11 protein-coding genes and 1 riboswitch are annotated in these 13,666 nt (G+C 71.5%); of the genes, 9 read left to right on the top strand and 2 right to left on the bottom strand.

The features are described 5' to 3' along the window. Positions 1 to 92 precede the first annotated feature (92 nt). Positions 93 to 1,394: a TIGR03790 family protein gene (locus tag ACTIGN_RS29230; RefSeq protein ID WP_439630570.1), complete on the bottom strand. Its 1,302-nt coding sequence runs from the start codon at positions 1,392 to 1,394 to the stop codon at positions 93 to 95. A 437-nt stretch (positions 1,395 to 1,831) separates the two neighbouring features. On the opposite strand from ACTIGN_RS29230, the gene ACTIGN_RS29225 reads away from it, so the two are divergent. From ACTIGN_RS29225 to ACTIGN_RS29185, 9 genes are all read left to right on the top strand, one after another. Continuing rightward, on the top strand, positions 1,832 to 3,460 hold the full coding sequence (locus ACTIGN_RS29225) for an RNA polymerase sigma factor RpoD/SigA (RefSeq protein ID WP_439630568.1): 1,629 nt from the start codon (positions 1,832 to 1,834) through the stop codon (positions 3,458 to 3,460). A gap of 297 nt (positions 3,461 to 3,757) precedes the next feature. Then, positions 3,758 to 3,913, top strand: a riboswitch (SAM riboswitch). A 120-nt stretch (positions 3,914 to 4,033) separates the two neighbouring features. Then, positions 4,034 to 5,296: a threonine synthase gene (thrC, locus tag ACTIGN_RS29220; RefSeq protein WP_439630566.1), complete on the top strand. Its 1,263-nt coding sequence runs from the start codon at positions 4,034 to 4,036 to the stop codon at positions 5,294 to 5,296. 82 nt (positions 5,297 to 5,378) lie between these two features. Then, positions 5,379 to 5,651, top strand: a complete 273-nt coding sequence (locus ACTIGN_RS29215) for a ubiquitin-like small modifier protein 1 (RefSeq protein WP_439630564.1) — start codon at positions 5,379 to 5,381, stop codon at positions 5,649 to 5,651. Positions 5,652 to 5,654: 3 nt separating this feature from the next. Next, complete coding sequence (locus ACTIGN_RS29210; protein ID WP_439630562.1) at positions 5,655 to 5,990, top strand: hypothetical protein; 336 nt, start codon at positions 5,655 to 5,657, stop codon at positions 5,988 to 5,990. 74 nt (positions 5,991 to 6,064) lie between these two features. Continuing rightward, positions 6,065 to 7,120, top strand: a complete 1,056-nt coding sequence (locus ACTIGN_RS29205; RefSeq protein ID WP_439630560.1) for a ThiF family adenylyltransferase — start codon at positions 6,065 to 6,067, stop codon at positions 7,118 to 7,120. A 35-nt stretch (positions 7,121 to 7,155) separates the two neighbouring features. Beyond that, positions 7,156 to 7,782, top strand: coding sequence for a Uma2 family endonuclease (locus ACTIGN_RS29200; RefSeq protein WP_439630558.1), 627 nt, complete (start codon positions 7,156 to 7,158; stop codon positions 7,780 to 7,782). Next, positions 7,779 to 8,924: an aminotransferase class V-fold PLP-dependent enzyme gene (locus tag ACTIGN_RS29195; protein WP_439630556.1), complete on the top strand. Its 1,146-nt coding sequence runs from the start codon at positions 7,779 to 7,781 to the stop codon at positions 8,922 to 8,924. The genes ACTIGN_RS29200 and ACTIGN_RS29195 overlap by 4 nt, the downstream gene beginning before the upstream one ends. 11 nt (positions 8,925 to 8,935) lie before the next feature. Further along, the gene (locus tag ACTIGN_RS29190) at positions 8,936 to 9,823 is read left to right on the top strand and encodes an Rpn family recombination-promoting nuclease/putative transposase (protein WP_439630554.1); all 888 of its coding nucleotides are present in this window, start codon (positions 8,936 to 8,938) and stop codon (positions 9,821 to 9,823) included. A 113-nt stretch (positions 9,824 to 9,936) separates the two neighbouring features. Further along, positions 9,937 to 10,284 carry a hypothetical protein gene (locus ACTIGN_RS29185; protein WP_439630552.1) on the top strand — a complete coding sequence of 116 codons (348 nt, stop codon included), beginning with the start codon at positions 9,937 to 9,939 and terminating at the stop codon, positions 10,282 to 10,284. 2 nt (positions 10,285 to 10,286) lie between these two features. Here ACTIGN_RS29185 and ACTIGN_RS29180 read toward each other — a convergent pair whose 3' ends face one another. After that, positions 10,287 to 13,574, bottom strand: a complete 3,288-nt coding sequence (locus ACTIGN_RS29180) for a bifunctional serine/threonine-protein kinase/formylglycine-generating enzyme family protein (protein WP_439630550.1) — start codon at positions 13,572 to 13,574, stop codon at positions 10,287 to 10,289. Positions 13,575 to 13,666 lie beyond the last annotated feature (92 nt).

The following is a 13,666-nucleotide window of genomic DNA, read 5'->3' as shown; positions in this document are numbered from 1 at the left end:
CTAAAAACCCAGAACGCGCAACTTCAAGAAGCGCAAGCAGGGGTCTCAAGTTCGGTACGTGCTTGCGCTGCGGGCTTGCTGCGGCCCCGCTCTCACGGCACGATGTTCCGGCCGCCCTTGGGGCTGAGTTGCACGTCGGCGGCCTTCACCCTCGGGTTCTTCTTGAACGGGTTGTACAGCGGGTCGCCGATCAGCACGCCCATCCAACTGGCGAGCATCACCGTCCGCGAGTACGCCTCGACCAGCGTGTACTCGCCGGTCGCCAGGAACCCGAAGAACTCGGCCGGCTTCGGGAACCCGACCGTGTACGGCTCGGCGACCGGCCCGAGCGTCGCGCACACGCCCTTCTTGAGGAGGTTCGGGCACCACACCTTCGTATCGGGCCGGCGCAGCGTCGTCGCCTCGGAACTCGCCAGGTGCCACGCCACCGCTCCCGGAACGTACTCGCAGCAGTCGACGAAGTTCGCGTGCGAGTACCACCCGCAGTAGAGCGCCACGCCCTTCGCGCTGTTCGCCGGGAGCACCTCGTTCTTGGTGTCGAGCGTCACCTTCATCCCGCCGGCTTCGAGGAGCTCCGCCGCCTCGCGCATCGACTCGTCGTACCCGCCGTACCCGGTGCCGATGTCGCCCTTGCCGGTGAACGGGATGCCGCGGGAGTCGATCACCACGGTCCCCTTCAGCCCCTTCGCCTCGACCGCGACGGCGTCGTCCACGAGCCGCTTCGCGATCTCCGCCGTGGGGCCGTCGAGCCGGCACGTCATGACGACCGGCGGGCTCGCCTTGCGGTACTTCTCCGAGGCGAGGAAGTGCGCCGGGTTCATCACCCACCGCTCCAGCGGGTACTTGGGCCACCACAGGAGCATGAGTTCGCTGTCCACGCACGCCTGGCTCTCGGGGTGGGTGAGTGTCCGTTCACGGGCCTGGAGCCGGGTGACGTGGCGCCGCAGGAGCTCGGCCCTCGCCCCGTCGAGGGGGTGCGGCTCGCGGTCCTTCTTCTCCAGTTCGGCGAGGTGCTTGCGGGCGAGGGCGAGGTCCGGGCGGAACGTGTCGAGTTCCTTCTGCTCCGCGGCGCCGGGCGGCTGCCCGCCGACCCGCAGCGGGACGCCGTAGGTGGTCAGCAGCACCTTCGCCGCGTCCTTCTTTTCCGCGAGCGCCGTGCGGAGCGGGTCGGCGAGTTTGGCATCGTAGTCGGCCCGCGAAATGTCCTCGCCCCTGGGCAAATCCAGCTCGATTACGTTGGTCTTGGGCACGCCGCGCCTGGCGAGGTAGTGGTCGGCGACCTGTCGCGACTCGGGGACGTTCTTGTTCACCACGACCCAGACGTCGGCCGGTTCGAGTGCGCGTGCGGTCTGGCCGGCCGCGAGCAGGAATATGGGGGCGAGAAGCGTGCGCATGGCGGCACCTCAGGGGTTTGCGGGGCGGGCACTTGCGGCGGCGGGGCGCGCGTTTTACTCGTGCTGCCGGTGGGACGGTCTGGCCGGGAAACCCAGCGGAACTTTAGCGGCCAAATCTCACGAAGCCGCCCGGGAGTCGGGTATAATACCACGAGTCTTGAGCAATTCCGCGCGACCGGTGCGAACCTTGCGGTCCGCCCCGGGGTCGGAATTGGGGGGCAGGTTGCCGCCCCAACGCCCGAGGCCTAAGTTGGTGTTTCGCTCCGCTCCGCGACGCCCGGAACCGTCGCGGATCGGCCATACCCCACTAGATCGAATACCCGTCGGGCTACGGGCACCACCAGGGCAGCGCCCTGCCGGACCCGTACCCAAGCGCGGACCCAACAGACTTTCGCGATGCCGGCTGGAACGGACCAGGCCGGGGAATGGACGTGGACATGAACCGGATGATGCCGCACAAGCCGACGCCCGACACCGACCGCGACGACCGGTCGGCCGCCGCCCTGCCGCCCGACGAGGACCGCGAGGAGGAGACCCTGCTGGCCGACGCCGACGCCGCGGACGTTGTGGACGACGAGGACGGGGCCGACGACATCGACGCCGTGAGCGACGAGGACACCGCGCTGGAAGGGGTCGAGGGGTTCGGGGCCGCCTCCGAGGCCGAGGCCCCGCCCGAGGACGAGTACGCCGGCGGCCCGGACGACGCGCTGGGGCTCTACCTCCGCCAGATGGGGGCCATCCCGCTCCTCAACAAGGAGAAGGAACTGGCCCTGGCCCGGAAGCTCGAGCACCACCGGAACCGGTTCCGCTCGGCCGCCCTGCTGTGCCCCCGCGTCCTCACCCGGGTCCTCGAGAAGTTCGAGCAGATCGCCGCCGGCCAGACCCCGATCGACCCGAACGTCGACGTGTACTCGTCCGAGGAGCTGAAGCTCACCCGGGCGCAGATCATCGCGCGGCTGAAGAAGAACCTCGCCACGCTCGCCACGCTCCTCGACCAGGAGTCGAAGGTGTTCGTGGCCGGGGTCCGCGACGAGTTCCCCGGGTCCGCCTCGGCCTGGAAGCGGGACCGGTACCACCGGCTAGCCAAGTGCCGCAAGCTCGCCAACGAGCTGTCGCCGCGGACCGAGGTGCTGGAGCGGTGGGTGGACGAACTCACCGACCTCGCCGACGAGCTGCGGCACCTGGCCCGCGCCCACGCCGACGCCGGGTGCCCGGCCGACCGCGCCAAGAACCAGCGGATCCTCCGCGACGGCATGGGCCGCGCCCTGATGACGCCCGAGGAGCTGACCGCACTCGTCAAGGTGCTGCGGAAGCGGCGGCAGGGGTACCAGCGGGTCCGCAAGGAACTCGCCGAGGCGAACCTTCGGCTCGTGGTGAGCATCGCCAAGAACTACCGCAACCGCGGGCTCCCGTTCTCCGACCTCATTCAAGAGGGGAACCGCGGGCTGATGCGGGCCGTCGACAAGTACGAGTGGCGGCTCAAGTTCAAGTTCGGCACCTACGCGACCTGGTGGGTGCGGCAGGGGATCACCCGGGCGCTCCACGACCACGCCCGCACCGTCCGCGTGCCGTGCCACCAGATCGCGACCCTCGCGCGGATGGAGCGGAAGCGCACGGAGATGACGGCCGCGACCGGCCGCGAGCCGACCAGCGCCGAGCTGGCCTTGGCCCTCGACCTCAAGGAAGAGGACATGCGGAGCCTCCGCGTGGTCGGCCGCCACCCGATCAGCCTGAACGACCCGATCGGCAGCGGCGACGGCGAGCGGGCGCTCGAGGACTTCCTGAGCGACCACCACACCGTGACCCCGGGCGAGCACGCCGACCAGCACCTGCTTAAGGAGCGGATCGGCGAGGTGCTGCGGTCCCTGGCCCCCCGCGAGCGCGAGGTCATCGAGCTCCGGTTCGGCCTGAAGGACGGCACCCCGCGGACGCTGGACGAGGTCGCCAAGCAGTACGGCATCACCCGCGAGCGGATCCGCCAGATCGAGGCCCGCGGTCTGCTGAAGCTCCGCCAGCCGACCCGCTCGTGCCGCCTCGAAGAGTTCGCCGACGAGGACGAGCAGTAAGCGACGCGGGGGCGACGAACACCAGAGCGGCCGGCGGGGCAACCCGCCGGCCGCTCGTGCGTTATGGTCGGTGCCGCGGGCGCCGCGGTTGCGCGACCGCACGTGTGTTCGGGGTGCGGGCTCCCCCCGGAAGCGGCGCCGGCGTGTTCCCCCCGTCGGGCGGCGGCGCGGCCCCGCCATCGTACCGCGGCCGCCATTTTCGCCACAATTCGGTTGCCGCGCGTCGGTCCGGCCCCTATCCTTCTTTCAACTCCGAGCGGCCGCGCCGCCCGGAGCTGACAACTTAGACTGGTGAGTATCTTATCCAGAGTGGCTGAGGGGCCAGGCCCGACGACGCCACAGCAACCGGCCCGGTTGCGGACCGCAAGGTCCGCTCCGAGGTGCAGGTGCTAACTCCTGCCCGGCAAACGCCTCACTCCACGAGCGAGTAGGTATGGCCGGGGAAGATAAGATCTCGTGCGGGGGCGACCCCGCCGATTCCTCTTATCTCACCGCACCCGCCGGGCTCCCCGGCGGTCCCACCTGGACCAAGACTCACCCCGTGGCCCGAGCCATCACAACAGGGGTGCCTCCGTGTCGAGCGACTTTTCCACCGGGATGAAGTGCCGCGTCTGCGGCAAAGTGTACCCGAAGTCCGCCATCAACTTCTGCGTGGACGACTTCGGCCCCCTGGAGGTCGCCTACGACTACGCCCGCGTCGCGTCGGCCCTCTCGAAGGCCAAGCTCGACCGGCGCCCGTGGAACATGTGGCGGTACCGCGAACTGCTCCCGCTCGACGGCGACCCCACCGTTGGCGAGCACGTCGGCGGCACCCCGCTGATCCGCGCCGACCGCCTCGCCGACGCGCTGGGCGTCGAGCGGCTGTGGATCAAGAACGACGCGGTGAACTTCCCGACGCTGTCGTTCAAGGACCGCGTCGTCTCGGTCGCGCTGTCGAAGGCCCGCGAGTTCGGCATGCGGACCGTCGGGTGCGCCAGCACCGGGAACCTCGCCAACAGCGTCGCCGCCCAGGCCGCCAGCGCCGGCCTGGAGACGTTCATCCTCGTGCCCGCCGACCTGGAGCGGACCAAGATCCTCGGCACCGCGGTGTACGGCGCGAAGGTCATCAAGCTCACCGGCACCTACGACGAGGTGAACCGGGTCTGCACCCAGATCGCGATGAAGTACGGGTGGGGGTTCGTGAACGTGAACCTGCGGCCGTTCTACGCCGAGGGGTCGAAGACGATGGGGTTCGAGATCGCCGAGGAACTCGGGTGGCGGTTCCCGCAGCACGTCGTCAGCCCGATGGCCGGCGGCGCGCTCATCGGCAAGATCCACAAGGCGTTCACCGAGCTGCACAACATCGGGTTCGTGGACACGCCGGTGACCACGAAGATGTGGGGCGCGCAGGCGACCGGGTGCAACCCGATCAGCGACTGCGTCAAGAGCGGCCGCGAGCGGCACAAGCCGGTGCGGAAGCCGAACACGATCTGCAAGAGCCTCGCGATCGGCGACCCGGCCGACGGGTACTTCGCCGCGAAGCTGATCCGCGAGTCGGGCGGCTGGGCCGAGGACGCGACCGACGCCGAGATCGTGGAGGGCATGACGCTGCTGGCGCGGACCGAGGGCGTGTTCGCCGAGACGGCCGGCGGCACCACGGTCGCCGTGGCGCGGAAGCTCATCGAGTCCGGCCGCATCCCGCGGGACGAGGAGATCGTGCTCTGCATCACGGGCAACGGCCTGAAGACGCAGGACGCGGTGTTCGACACGCTCGACATCCCCGAGAGCATCGCCCCGACGCTGACCGCGTTCGAGACCCTGGCCGGCCTGAAGGCGGCCGAACCCGCCCTCGTGTGATTGGGTAGGGCCGGCTGTGCCGGCCAATCCGGGGCGTGAACAAGAAGGCGGCCGGCACAGCCGGCCCTACGAAGAGGAACCGATGGCGATCAAGGTTGAGATTCCCGGGCCGCTCCGCGAGCAGGCCGGCGGCCACACCGAGGTGGCGGTGACCGGGACGACGGTCGGGACGGCGCTGGCCGACCTCGTGAAGCAGTACCCGGCCCTGGAGCCGAAGCTGTTCGCGAACGGCGCGATCCGCCCGTACATCAACGTGTTCGTGAACAACGAGGACATCCGGTACCTCGACGAGATGGACACGGCCCTGACCGACGGCGTGGTCGTCGCGCTGATCCCCGCCGTGGCCGGTGGCTGACCCATGCCCGACGACGCACCACCACCCGAAGAAGCGCCCGACGGGGCCGCGGTGTTCCCGCTGATCCCGGACGAACTGGGCGTCCACCCGCTGCTGCTCGCGGCGCTGCACGCCTACGTGTTCCTCGAGGGGTCCGAGGCGACCGTCCTCAACCCCGCGGTCGCCGACGAGGCGATGAACTACGTCGTCGGGTACCTGCAGCGGCTCGACGGCGACGCGCTCCGCCGGGTCAAAGAGGACATGGCGACCCTCGCGGGGTTCGCCAAGGCCGAGAAGTGGCCCAAGCAGCAGGTCCGGTTCCTGCAGGACTTCCTCAAAGACAACGGAATCACTGGTTGAATCCCTCGTTTAGCCGCGGCCCGCAGGGGAGCGTGCTCCCTTGCGGTCGCGGCTGAACTCTTTCACGGCGCACCATGACAGACACCAACCCGCTCGAACGCTACTCCCGCCAGATGCGGGTCCCCGGCATCGGCAAGGCCGGTCAGGAGAAGCTCCTTGCCAGCCGCGTCACGCTGTGCGGGTGCGGCGCGCTCGGCACCGTACTCGCGAACACCCTGGTTCGGGCCGGCGTCGGGTTCGTCCGCGTCGTCGACCGCGACTTCGTCGAGCCGTCGAACCTCCAGCGCCAGGTGCTGTTCGACGAGTCCGACGTGGCCAACAACATGCCCAAGGCCGAGGCCGCGGCGATCAAGCTCCGGCAGATCAACTCGTCGGTGAGCGTCGAGCCGATCGTGGCCGACATCAACCGCACGAACATCGAGGAGTTCTGCAAGGACGCCGACCTCATCCTGGACGGCAGCGACAACTTCGAGATCCGCTACCTCATCAACGACGTGGCGTTCAAGCACTCGAAGCCGTGGGTTTATGGGGGCGCGGTCGGCAGCGAGGGGATGACGATGACGATCATCCCCGGCGAGACGCCGTGCCTGCGGTGCGTGTTCGAGGCGCCGGCGGCCCCTGGCGAAACTGGGACTTGTGAAACGGCGGGCGTGCTCTCGCCGGTCGTGAGCATCGTCGCGAGTTATCAGGCGGCCGAGGCGCTCAAGCTGCTGTCCGGCAACAAGGCGGCCGTGAACCGCGAACTGCTCGTACTGAACGTGTGGGAGAACACGAATAAGCGGGTGAAGGTCGCGCCGCTCGCGGGCCGCAAGGGCAAGTGCCCGTGCTGCGCGCAGCGGAACTTCGAGTGGCTCGACGGCGCGCACGGCACGCAGACGACGACGCTGTGCGGCCGCAACGCGGTGCAGGTGAGCCACCGGGCCGCGAGCAAGCTCGACTTCGAGTACCTGGCCGGGGTGCTGAAGCAGACGGGCGCGGTGAGCTTCAACAAGTTCCTGCTCAAGTTCAACCTGGTCGAGAACGGCGACCCGTACGAGTTCACGGTGTTCCCGGACGGCCGCGCGATCATCAAGGGCACGAGCGAGCCGGACAAGGCCCGCACCCTGTACGCGAAGTACGTCGGGCACTGACCCGGTATGACGGGCGACCCCGCACGGAGACGATCATGGCCGCCGCCCGCGTGACGAAACCGCCGAAGCCGAAGGCGGTCGCGCTGGCACCGGCGATTCCGCCGCTGCCCGTTCGCCGGTTCACCGTTGAGGAGTACCACAAACTCGGCGAGATCGGGGTGCTGACCGAAAACGACCGGGTCGAACTCATCCACGGCTGGATCGTTCCCAAAATGACCATCCACCCGCCGCACAACTATGCTGTGACCGCCCTGATGCAACAACTCGGGACGCTGGGGGCGAAGGGAGTCATCCGCGTCCAGCAACCGATCACGACCGCCGACAGTGAGCCGGAACCCGATGTGGTGCTCGCGACGGGTTCCAACGCGGCGTACAAGACGCGGAACCCCAAGCCCACGGAAGTGGTCATTCTGGTGGAAGTCGCCGACTCGTCGCTCAACGAGGACCAGACAACGAAACACGCGCTATACGCGGGAGCGAAGGTGGCGGTGTACTGGATCGTCAACCTCGTAGACCGCCGGGTCGAGGTGTACACGCAGCCGAAGGGCGGCAAGAACCCGACGTACAGGCAGCAAACGAACTACGGCCCCGACGACACCGTGCCGGTGGTCGTCGGCGGCAACGAACTCGGACGGATTTCGGTCAAGGAACTGCTCCCGTGATCTACCTCGACAACGCAGCGACGAGCTTCCCGAAGCCCGAGGGCGTGTACACCGCCCTCGACCACTTCGCGCGGCACACCCTGGCCAACCCGGGCCGGGCCGGGCACAAGATGGCGCTCGCGGCCGAGCACGCGCTCGACGACGCCCGGCACCGCCTCAACCGGTTCTTCGGCGGCGTGCGGCCCGACCGGTGGGTGTTCACGCTCAACTGCACCGACGCCCTCAACATGGCGTTCAAGGGCGTCCTCAACGACGGTGACCACGTCGTCACGACGGACCTCGAGCACAACAGCGTGTCGCGGCCGCTCGTCGCGCTCGCCGAGGCCGGGCGCATCACGCTCACCCGCGTCGCGGCCGACACCGGCGGCACCGTGAGCGCCGCGGCGATCGAGGCGGCGCTCACCCCCAGGACCAAGCTCGTCGCGGTCACGCACGCGAGCAACGTCCTCGGCACCGTGCAGCCCGTCGCCGAGATCGGCCGCGTCGTCCGCTCCCGCGACGCGCTGTTCCTGGTCGACGCGGCGCAGACCGCGGGCGTCGTCCCGATCGACGTGCAGGCCGCGTGCATCGACCTGCTCGCGTTCCCGGGGCACAAGTCGCTGTTCGGGCCGACCGGCACCGGGGCGCTGTACGTCGGGCTGCGGGCGGCCGTGCGGCCGTGGCGCGAGGGCGGCACCGGCGGCGACTCGTCCACGCCCACGCAGCCGAAGGAGTTCCCGTACTACCTCGAGGGCGGCACCCCGAACGTGCTCGGCGTCGCCGGGCTGGTCGCGGGGCTGAACTTCGTCGAGGAGCGCGGCCCCGGGGCGATCCTGCACCACGAGCTCGAACTGTGCGACCGGTTCCGCATGGCGCTGGCCGAGATGCCCGGGTTCGAGGTGTTCGGGCACGGCGACCCGGGCCGCCGCGTCGGCACCGTCAGCTTCCGGTGCGAGATGATCCCCGCTGGCGACCTCGGCGCGATCCTCGACCAGTCGTTCGACATCGCGATCCGCCCGGGGCTGCACTGCGCCCCGTACATCCACAAGGCGGTCGGCAGCTACCCGGACGGCCTCGCCCGCGTGAGCCCGGGGCCGTTCACCACCGTCGCCGAGATCGACCGCCTCATCGACGCGCTCAGGGAAGTGACCGGCGGGCTGTAACGGGGGCGGGCATGGCCGGACCGTTCGACGCCGCGTTCAAGCAACTGGTCGATGCGTGCGCGGCCGACTGGGTCGGGTTCCTCGCGCCGCTCGTCGGGTTGCCCGCGTCCGTTCCGGTGGAGCCGCTCGACACCGACCTGTCCACCGTCCAGCCGACGATCGACAAGGTGTTCCGCCTGCGGCCGCCGGGCACGGGCCTGCTCCACATCGAGCCGCAGTCGAGCTGGGACGGCGAGTTCCCCGACCGCCTGCTCCTTTACAACAACCTGCTCTTCGCCAAGCACGGCGGCCCGGTCTACACCATCGCCCTCCTCCTGCGCCGCGAGGCGTCGGCCCCGAACCTGACCGGACTCGTCTCACGCGCGTACGCCGACGGCACCGTGTACCAGTGGTTCCGGTACACGGTGGTCCGGCTCTGGGAGCTGCCGGCCGATCAACTCCTTTCCACCGGGCTCGGCACGACCCCATTAGCGCTTCTGACCGACGACGCGGCCCCGCGGCTCCCGGAGGTGGTGGGCCGGTTCGCGGAGCGCGCGCTCCGCGAGTCGCCGACCCCGGACGCGGGGAACCTCCTGCTCAGCTGTGCTTTCTTGCTGCTCGGGCTGCGGTATGATGACGCCGTGGCCCGGGCCGTGTTCCAGGGAGTGCAGCGCATGAGAGAGTCGAGCACCTACCAGGGGATTCTTCGCGAGGGGCGGGCAGAGGGGCTTGTCGAGGGCCGCGTCGAGGGCCGCGTCGAGGGCCAGCGGGACGACATTCTGCTGGTCCTGCGGACGCGGTTCGGTGCGGTGCCCCCGGACGTCGAGCACCGGGTGCGGGCGACCGCCGATCCGGCCGCCCTCCAATCCGCCCTGGTCCGGGCCGTTCAGGTGGGCAAGCCGGAAGAACTGTTCCCGTGAAGCGGCCCGCACGTCGCCTTTCCCCGACCGGCACCTTTCCTTCACGCCGCCCACCGGGTATCTTCATCAATACCGCATCACGCCCCGCCTTGCCTCTCTCAAGGAGGATCATCATGACGGCCGGCCTGATCGTGCGCATCCCGGTAACGGTGGCATTCGGGACCGACGAGGAGTTCGACCTTCGGGTCCGCCTGGAGCGCGAGTTGGGCACGGCCCTGGCCGCGGCCGGGGCCGGCGAGGGTGCCGGGAGCGAGACCGGCACCGCGCACATGAGCCTGCACTTCGTCAACATTACCGACGCCGGGGCGGCCCTCGGCGCCGCGAAGGACGTCCTGGCCCGTGCCGGCCTCCTCGCCCGCGCCGAGGTGGTGCTCGAAACCCGCTCCAAGGCCGATCCCGACGACCCCACCTGGCAGGTTCTCTGGCCGGTCTCGCAGCCGGCCGTCGCCCGCTCGGCGTGACCTCACGGCACCGTCCGCGCGGGGCGGAACCCGTTCGCCCGGTTCTGGTTCGACGGCCGCACCGTGTCGGTCCGCTCGGCGGTCCGCTGGAGCGGGGCGGCGACGTCGAACGAGCCGCCCCGGAGGAGCCGCCCCACCCGGTCGTTCACCTCCAAATGTGCGCCGTGTTCCAGGTCGTCCACGCGGGCGCCGGGAGCGAGGAGCGCCGGGTCTTCCACCCACTCCAGCGCGTTGCCCAGGGTGTCGAACAGCCCCAGGTCGTTCGGCCGCCGGCTGCCGACGGGCCACGCCCGGTCGTCGCTGTTGCGGGCGTACCAGGCGTACCGCGGCAGCAGTTCGCTGGAGCGGCCGAAGTGCCGGGCGACCGCGGACCCCGCACGCGCGGCGTACTCCCACTCGGCCTCCGTCGGGAGCCGGTACCCGGTCAGCGCCAGGTGGCCCGGCTTCATCGACATCCCCTCCGCGTACTCCCCGCTCGCGTTCGGCCGGTAGCACCACTGGTCCTCGGGGAGGCCGTCGCGGCGGCTGAGCCAGTTGCAGTACGCGGCGGCGGCGTAGAACGACACGCCCACGGCCGGCGACTCGGGGTCGAGGCGGTACCGCTCCACCCAGGCGTGATCGGGGCGGAACCGGAGGAACTCGGTGACGGTCACCTCGCGGGTGGCGACCGCGAACGACCGGCCGATCCGCTTGAGGTGGGCCGGCTCCCGGACGGCGACGCGGGCCGGTTCGGCGGCGGGCGACCCGGCCGCGAACTCGACCGGGCCGCGGACGACGGCGTAGGTCTGCCCCTCGCGGTTCACGAACCACCCCGCCCCGGCCCTCCCCCCCGCGGCCTGTTCGGCGTCGGCCCGGGCGAGGTCGGCGGCGCGGCCCCACTGCCGGCGGAGGAGCCAGTCGATGGCCGAGTGGGTGCCCGGGTCCGGATCGGTTCGGTACAGGCGGAGGAGGGTCGCCACGAGCGGCTCACGGTCCGCGGCCGGCACGTCGTCCGGCGGGTAGTCGCCCAGCGCCAGGAGGAGCGCCCGGCGGGCCGAGGCGTCGGACTCGTCCCCGAAGCGGCGCGCGAGGAGCACCGGGTCGGCCCCGATCGCCGCCAACCGCCGGACGAGGTAGCCGCGGGCGCTCGGGTCGCCGCCGGCCGGGAACCGGAGCCCCCGCCACGCGGCGTCGGGCTCGCCGAGCTTCAGGAGCGCCGCGGCCGCGTTCGCCTGGCGCCGGGCGGCCGCGTCCGCGGCGTCCGACGAGACCGCCCCGGCCCGCTCCCCGGCGGCCCCGGCCGCGGCCGCGACCGGCGGGTCGAACGGCACGTCGGGCGCCCCCCGGGCGGCGGGGTGCGGGAGCCACGGGCGGTCGAGTTCCGCCCGCAGAATTGGGGCGATCGCGGCCCGGTGCGCGAACACCTCGGCGTCGAACAGGCGGTGGTGCCGGGGGTCCACCGTGACCGCCAGTTCGGCCAGTTCGACCGGCCGCCCGTCGGCGTAGGTGGCGAGCAGGTCGGCCGTCAGGTCGAACGCCGACGCCTCGGCGACGAGGTCCTGGTGGTCCAGCCGGCCCGACGCGATGCGGTGCCGGGCCTCGGGGTACCGCTTCAGGAGCGGGGCCAGCAGGTGGAGGCGGACCGGGTCGAGGGCCGCGGCCCACGCGACCGCCCGCAGCGGGTTCTCGCGGGTCAGCTCCTCGACGAGCGGCGGCGCGACGCGCGCCCAGCGGGGGTCGCCCGGGGCCAGCCCCGCCAGCGCCGCCGCCGCCCGGACGCGGACCCGGGCCGGGGCGGCCGCGTCGGCGAGGGCCGCCCACAGCGGGGGCGCGACGACCGCGGCGTGCGGCCGGAGCAGGTCGCGGACCGGGAGCAGCTCTTCGGGCCGGCACCGGGTCAGGTGGTCGCCCAGCTCCGCCGCGCGGCCCGGCTCGTCGGCCAGCAGCGCCAGCCGCGCGTGGAGCCCCGGCTTGGTGTCGATCGGCCGGGCCGCCAGGTCGCGGAGCCGCCCGGCGGCCAGGTCGCGGAGGTCGCGGAGGTCGTCGACCAGCCGCGGGACCACGGCGGTGTCGGCCAGGGCCAGCGCGTCGACCAGGGCGTCGGCCCGCGTCTCCCGGGCCTTCTGGCGGGTGGCCTCGGCGAACCCGCGCTCGGCCGCGACCCGCTGCTCCACCAGCCGCTGCTCGAACCGCACCGCGAGCGCCCCGGCGGTGACCAGGAGCACCCCGACCGCGGCCGCGGCCACCGCCCGGCCGGGGTGCCGCCGGCCCCACTTCGCCACCCGCTCGATCGTCCCGACGGGCCGGGCCGTGATCGGCCGCCCGCCCAGGAACGCCCGCAGGTCGTCGTGCAGCGCCGCCGCCGTCGGGTACCGCCGCTCCGGCTTCTTCTCCAGGCACTTCAGGCAGATCGTCTCCAGGTCGCGGGGGGTCCGGGGGTTGACGGCCCGGAGGGCGACCGGCTCGCGGGTGAGGACGTGGCGGATCGTGTCCATGGCCGAGTCGCCGCGGAACGACGGCCGCCCGGTGAGCAGCTCGTACAGGATCGCGCCGAGCGCGTACACGTCGGTCGCGGTGCCGATGTCCCGCGTCTTCCCGGCCGCCTGCTCGGGGCTCATGTAGCTCGGGGTGCCGATGACCGCCCCGGTCGCCGTCAGGTCCGACGACCCGACCTTCGCGAGCCCGAAGTCGGCGATCTTCGGCTCCCCGGCCGCGGTCAGGAGCACGTTGGCGGGCTTCAGGTCGCGGTGGACGATCCCCTTCGAGTGGGCCAGGGTCATGGCGTCGGCCAGTTTCGCCACCACCGCGGCCGCGTCCCGCGGGGGCAGCGCCCCGGACCGGGCCAGGAGCGACGCGAGGGTCCCGCCGTCCACGAACTCCAGCGCGAAGAACGGCTGGCCGTCGTGCTGGCCGAACTCGTGGACCCCGACGATGTGCGGGTGCGAGAGCTGCGCGACGGCCTCGGCCTCCACCAGGAACCGGACCCGGGCCATCGGGTCGGCGTACTGCCCGCCGAGGAGCATCTTCACCGCCGCCCGGCGGCCGAGCCGGACGTTGAGCGCCTTGTACACGACCCCCATCCCGCCGCGGGCCACTTCGCACTCGATCTCGTACCCCGGGATCCTGGGCAACTCGTCCGGGGGGACCTCGCGGGACAGGCCGGCCGCGTGCTCGACCTGCGACGGCGACTGGCCGAGGGTGCCGTGGTCCGCCGGGTGCGCCCCACCGGACGGGTCCGCGCGCGGTTCCGGCTGCGTGTGCGCTTCTCCAAGTGGGGCCGGGGCGCGGGCGTTCGGGTCGTCGGTTGGCATGTGGGGATCATAGCGGGGGCGGGGGTGCGGACAAACAGCGCGCCGCGAGCCGGGCTGTCGGCCCGCACCGCCCGCCCGTATGATTGCCGACG

Origin of the sequence: Gemmata sp. (assembly GCF_051859125.1) — a bacterium.
Classification (GTDB): Bacteria; Planctomycetota; Planctomycetia; order Gemmatales; family Gemmataceae; genus Gemmata.
This window is presented reverse-complemented; position numbering and strand designations above follow the sequence as displayed.

Coding starts and splice junctions, on each gene's coding strand:
- ACTIGN_RS29200 (WP_439630558.1), top strand. CDS start 7,156: ATGGCCGCCGCCCGCGTGACGAAACCGCCGAAGCCGAAGGCGGTCGCG.
- ACTIGN_RS29210 (WP_439630562.1), top strand. CDS start 5,655: ATGCCCGACGACGCACCACCACCCGAAGAAGCGCCCGACGGGGCCGCG.
- ACTIGN_RS29215 (WP_439630564.1), top strand. CDS start 5,379: ATGGCGATCAAGGTTGAGATTCCCGGGCCGCTCCGCGAGCAGGCCGGC.
- ACTIGN_RS29225 (WP_439630568.1), top strand. CDS start 1,832: ATGAACCGGATGATGCCGCACAAGCCGACGCCCGACACCGACCGCGAC.
- ACTIGN_RS29230 (WP_439630570.1), bottom strand. CDS start 1,394: ATGCGCACGCTTCTCGCCCCCATATTCCTGCTCGCGGCCGGCCAGACC.
- ACTIGN_RS29205 (WP_439630560.1), top strand. CDS start 6,065: ATGACAGACACCAACCCGCTCGAACGCTACTCCCGCCAGATGCGGGTC.
- ACTIGN_RS29180 (WP_439630550.1), bottom strand. CDS start 13,574: ATGCCAACCGACGACCCGAACGCCCGCGCCCCGGCCCCACTTGGAGAA.
- ACTIGN_RS29190 (WP_439630554.1), top strand. CDS start 8,936: ATGGCCGGACCGTTCGACGCCGCGTTCAAGCAACTGGTCGATGCGTGC.
- ACTIGN_RS29185 (WP_439630552.1), top strand. CDS start 9,937: ATGACGGCCGGCCTGATCGTGCGCATCCCGGTAACGGTGGCATTCGGG.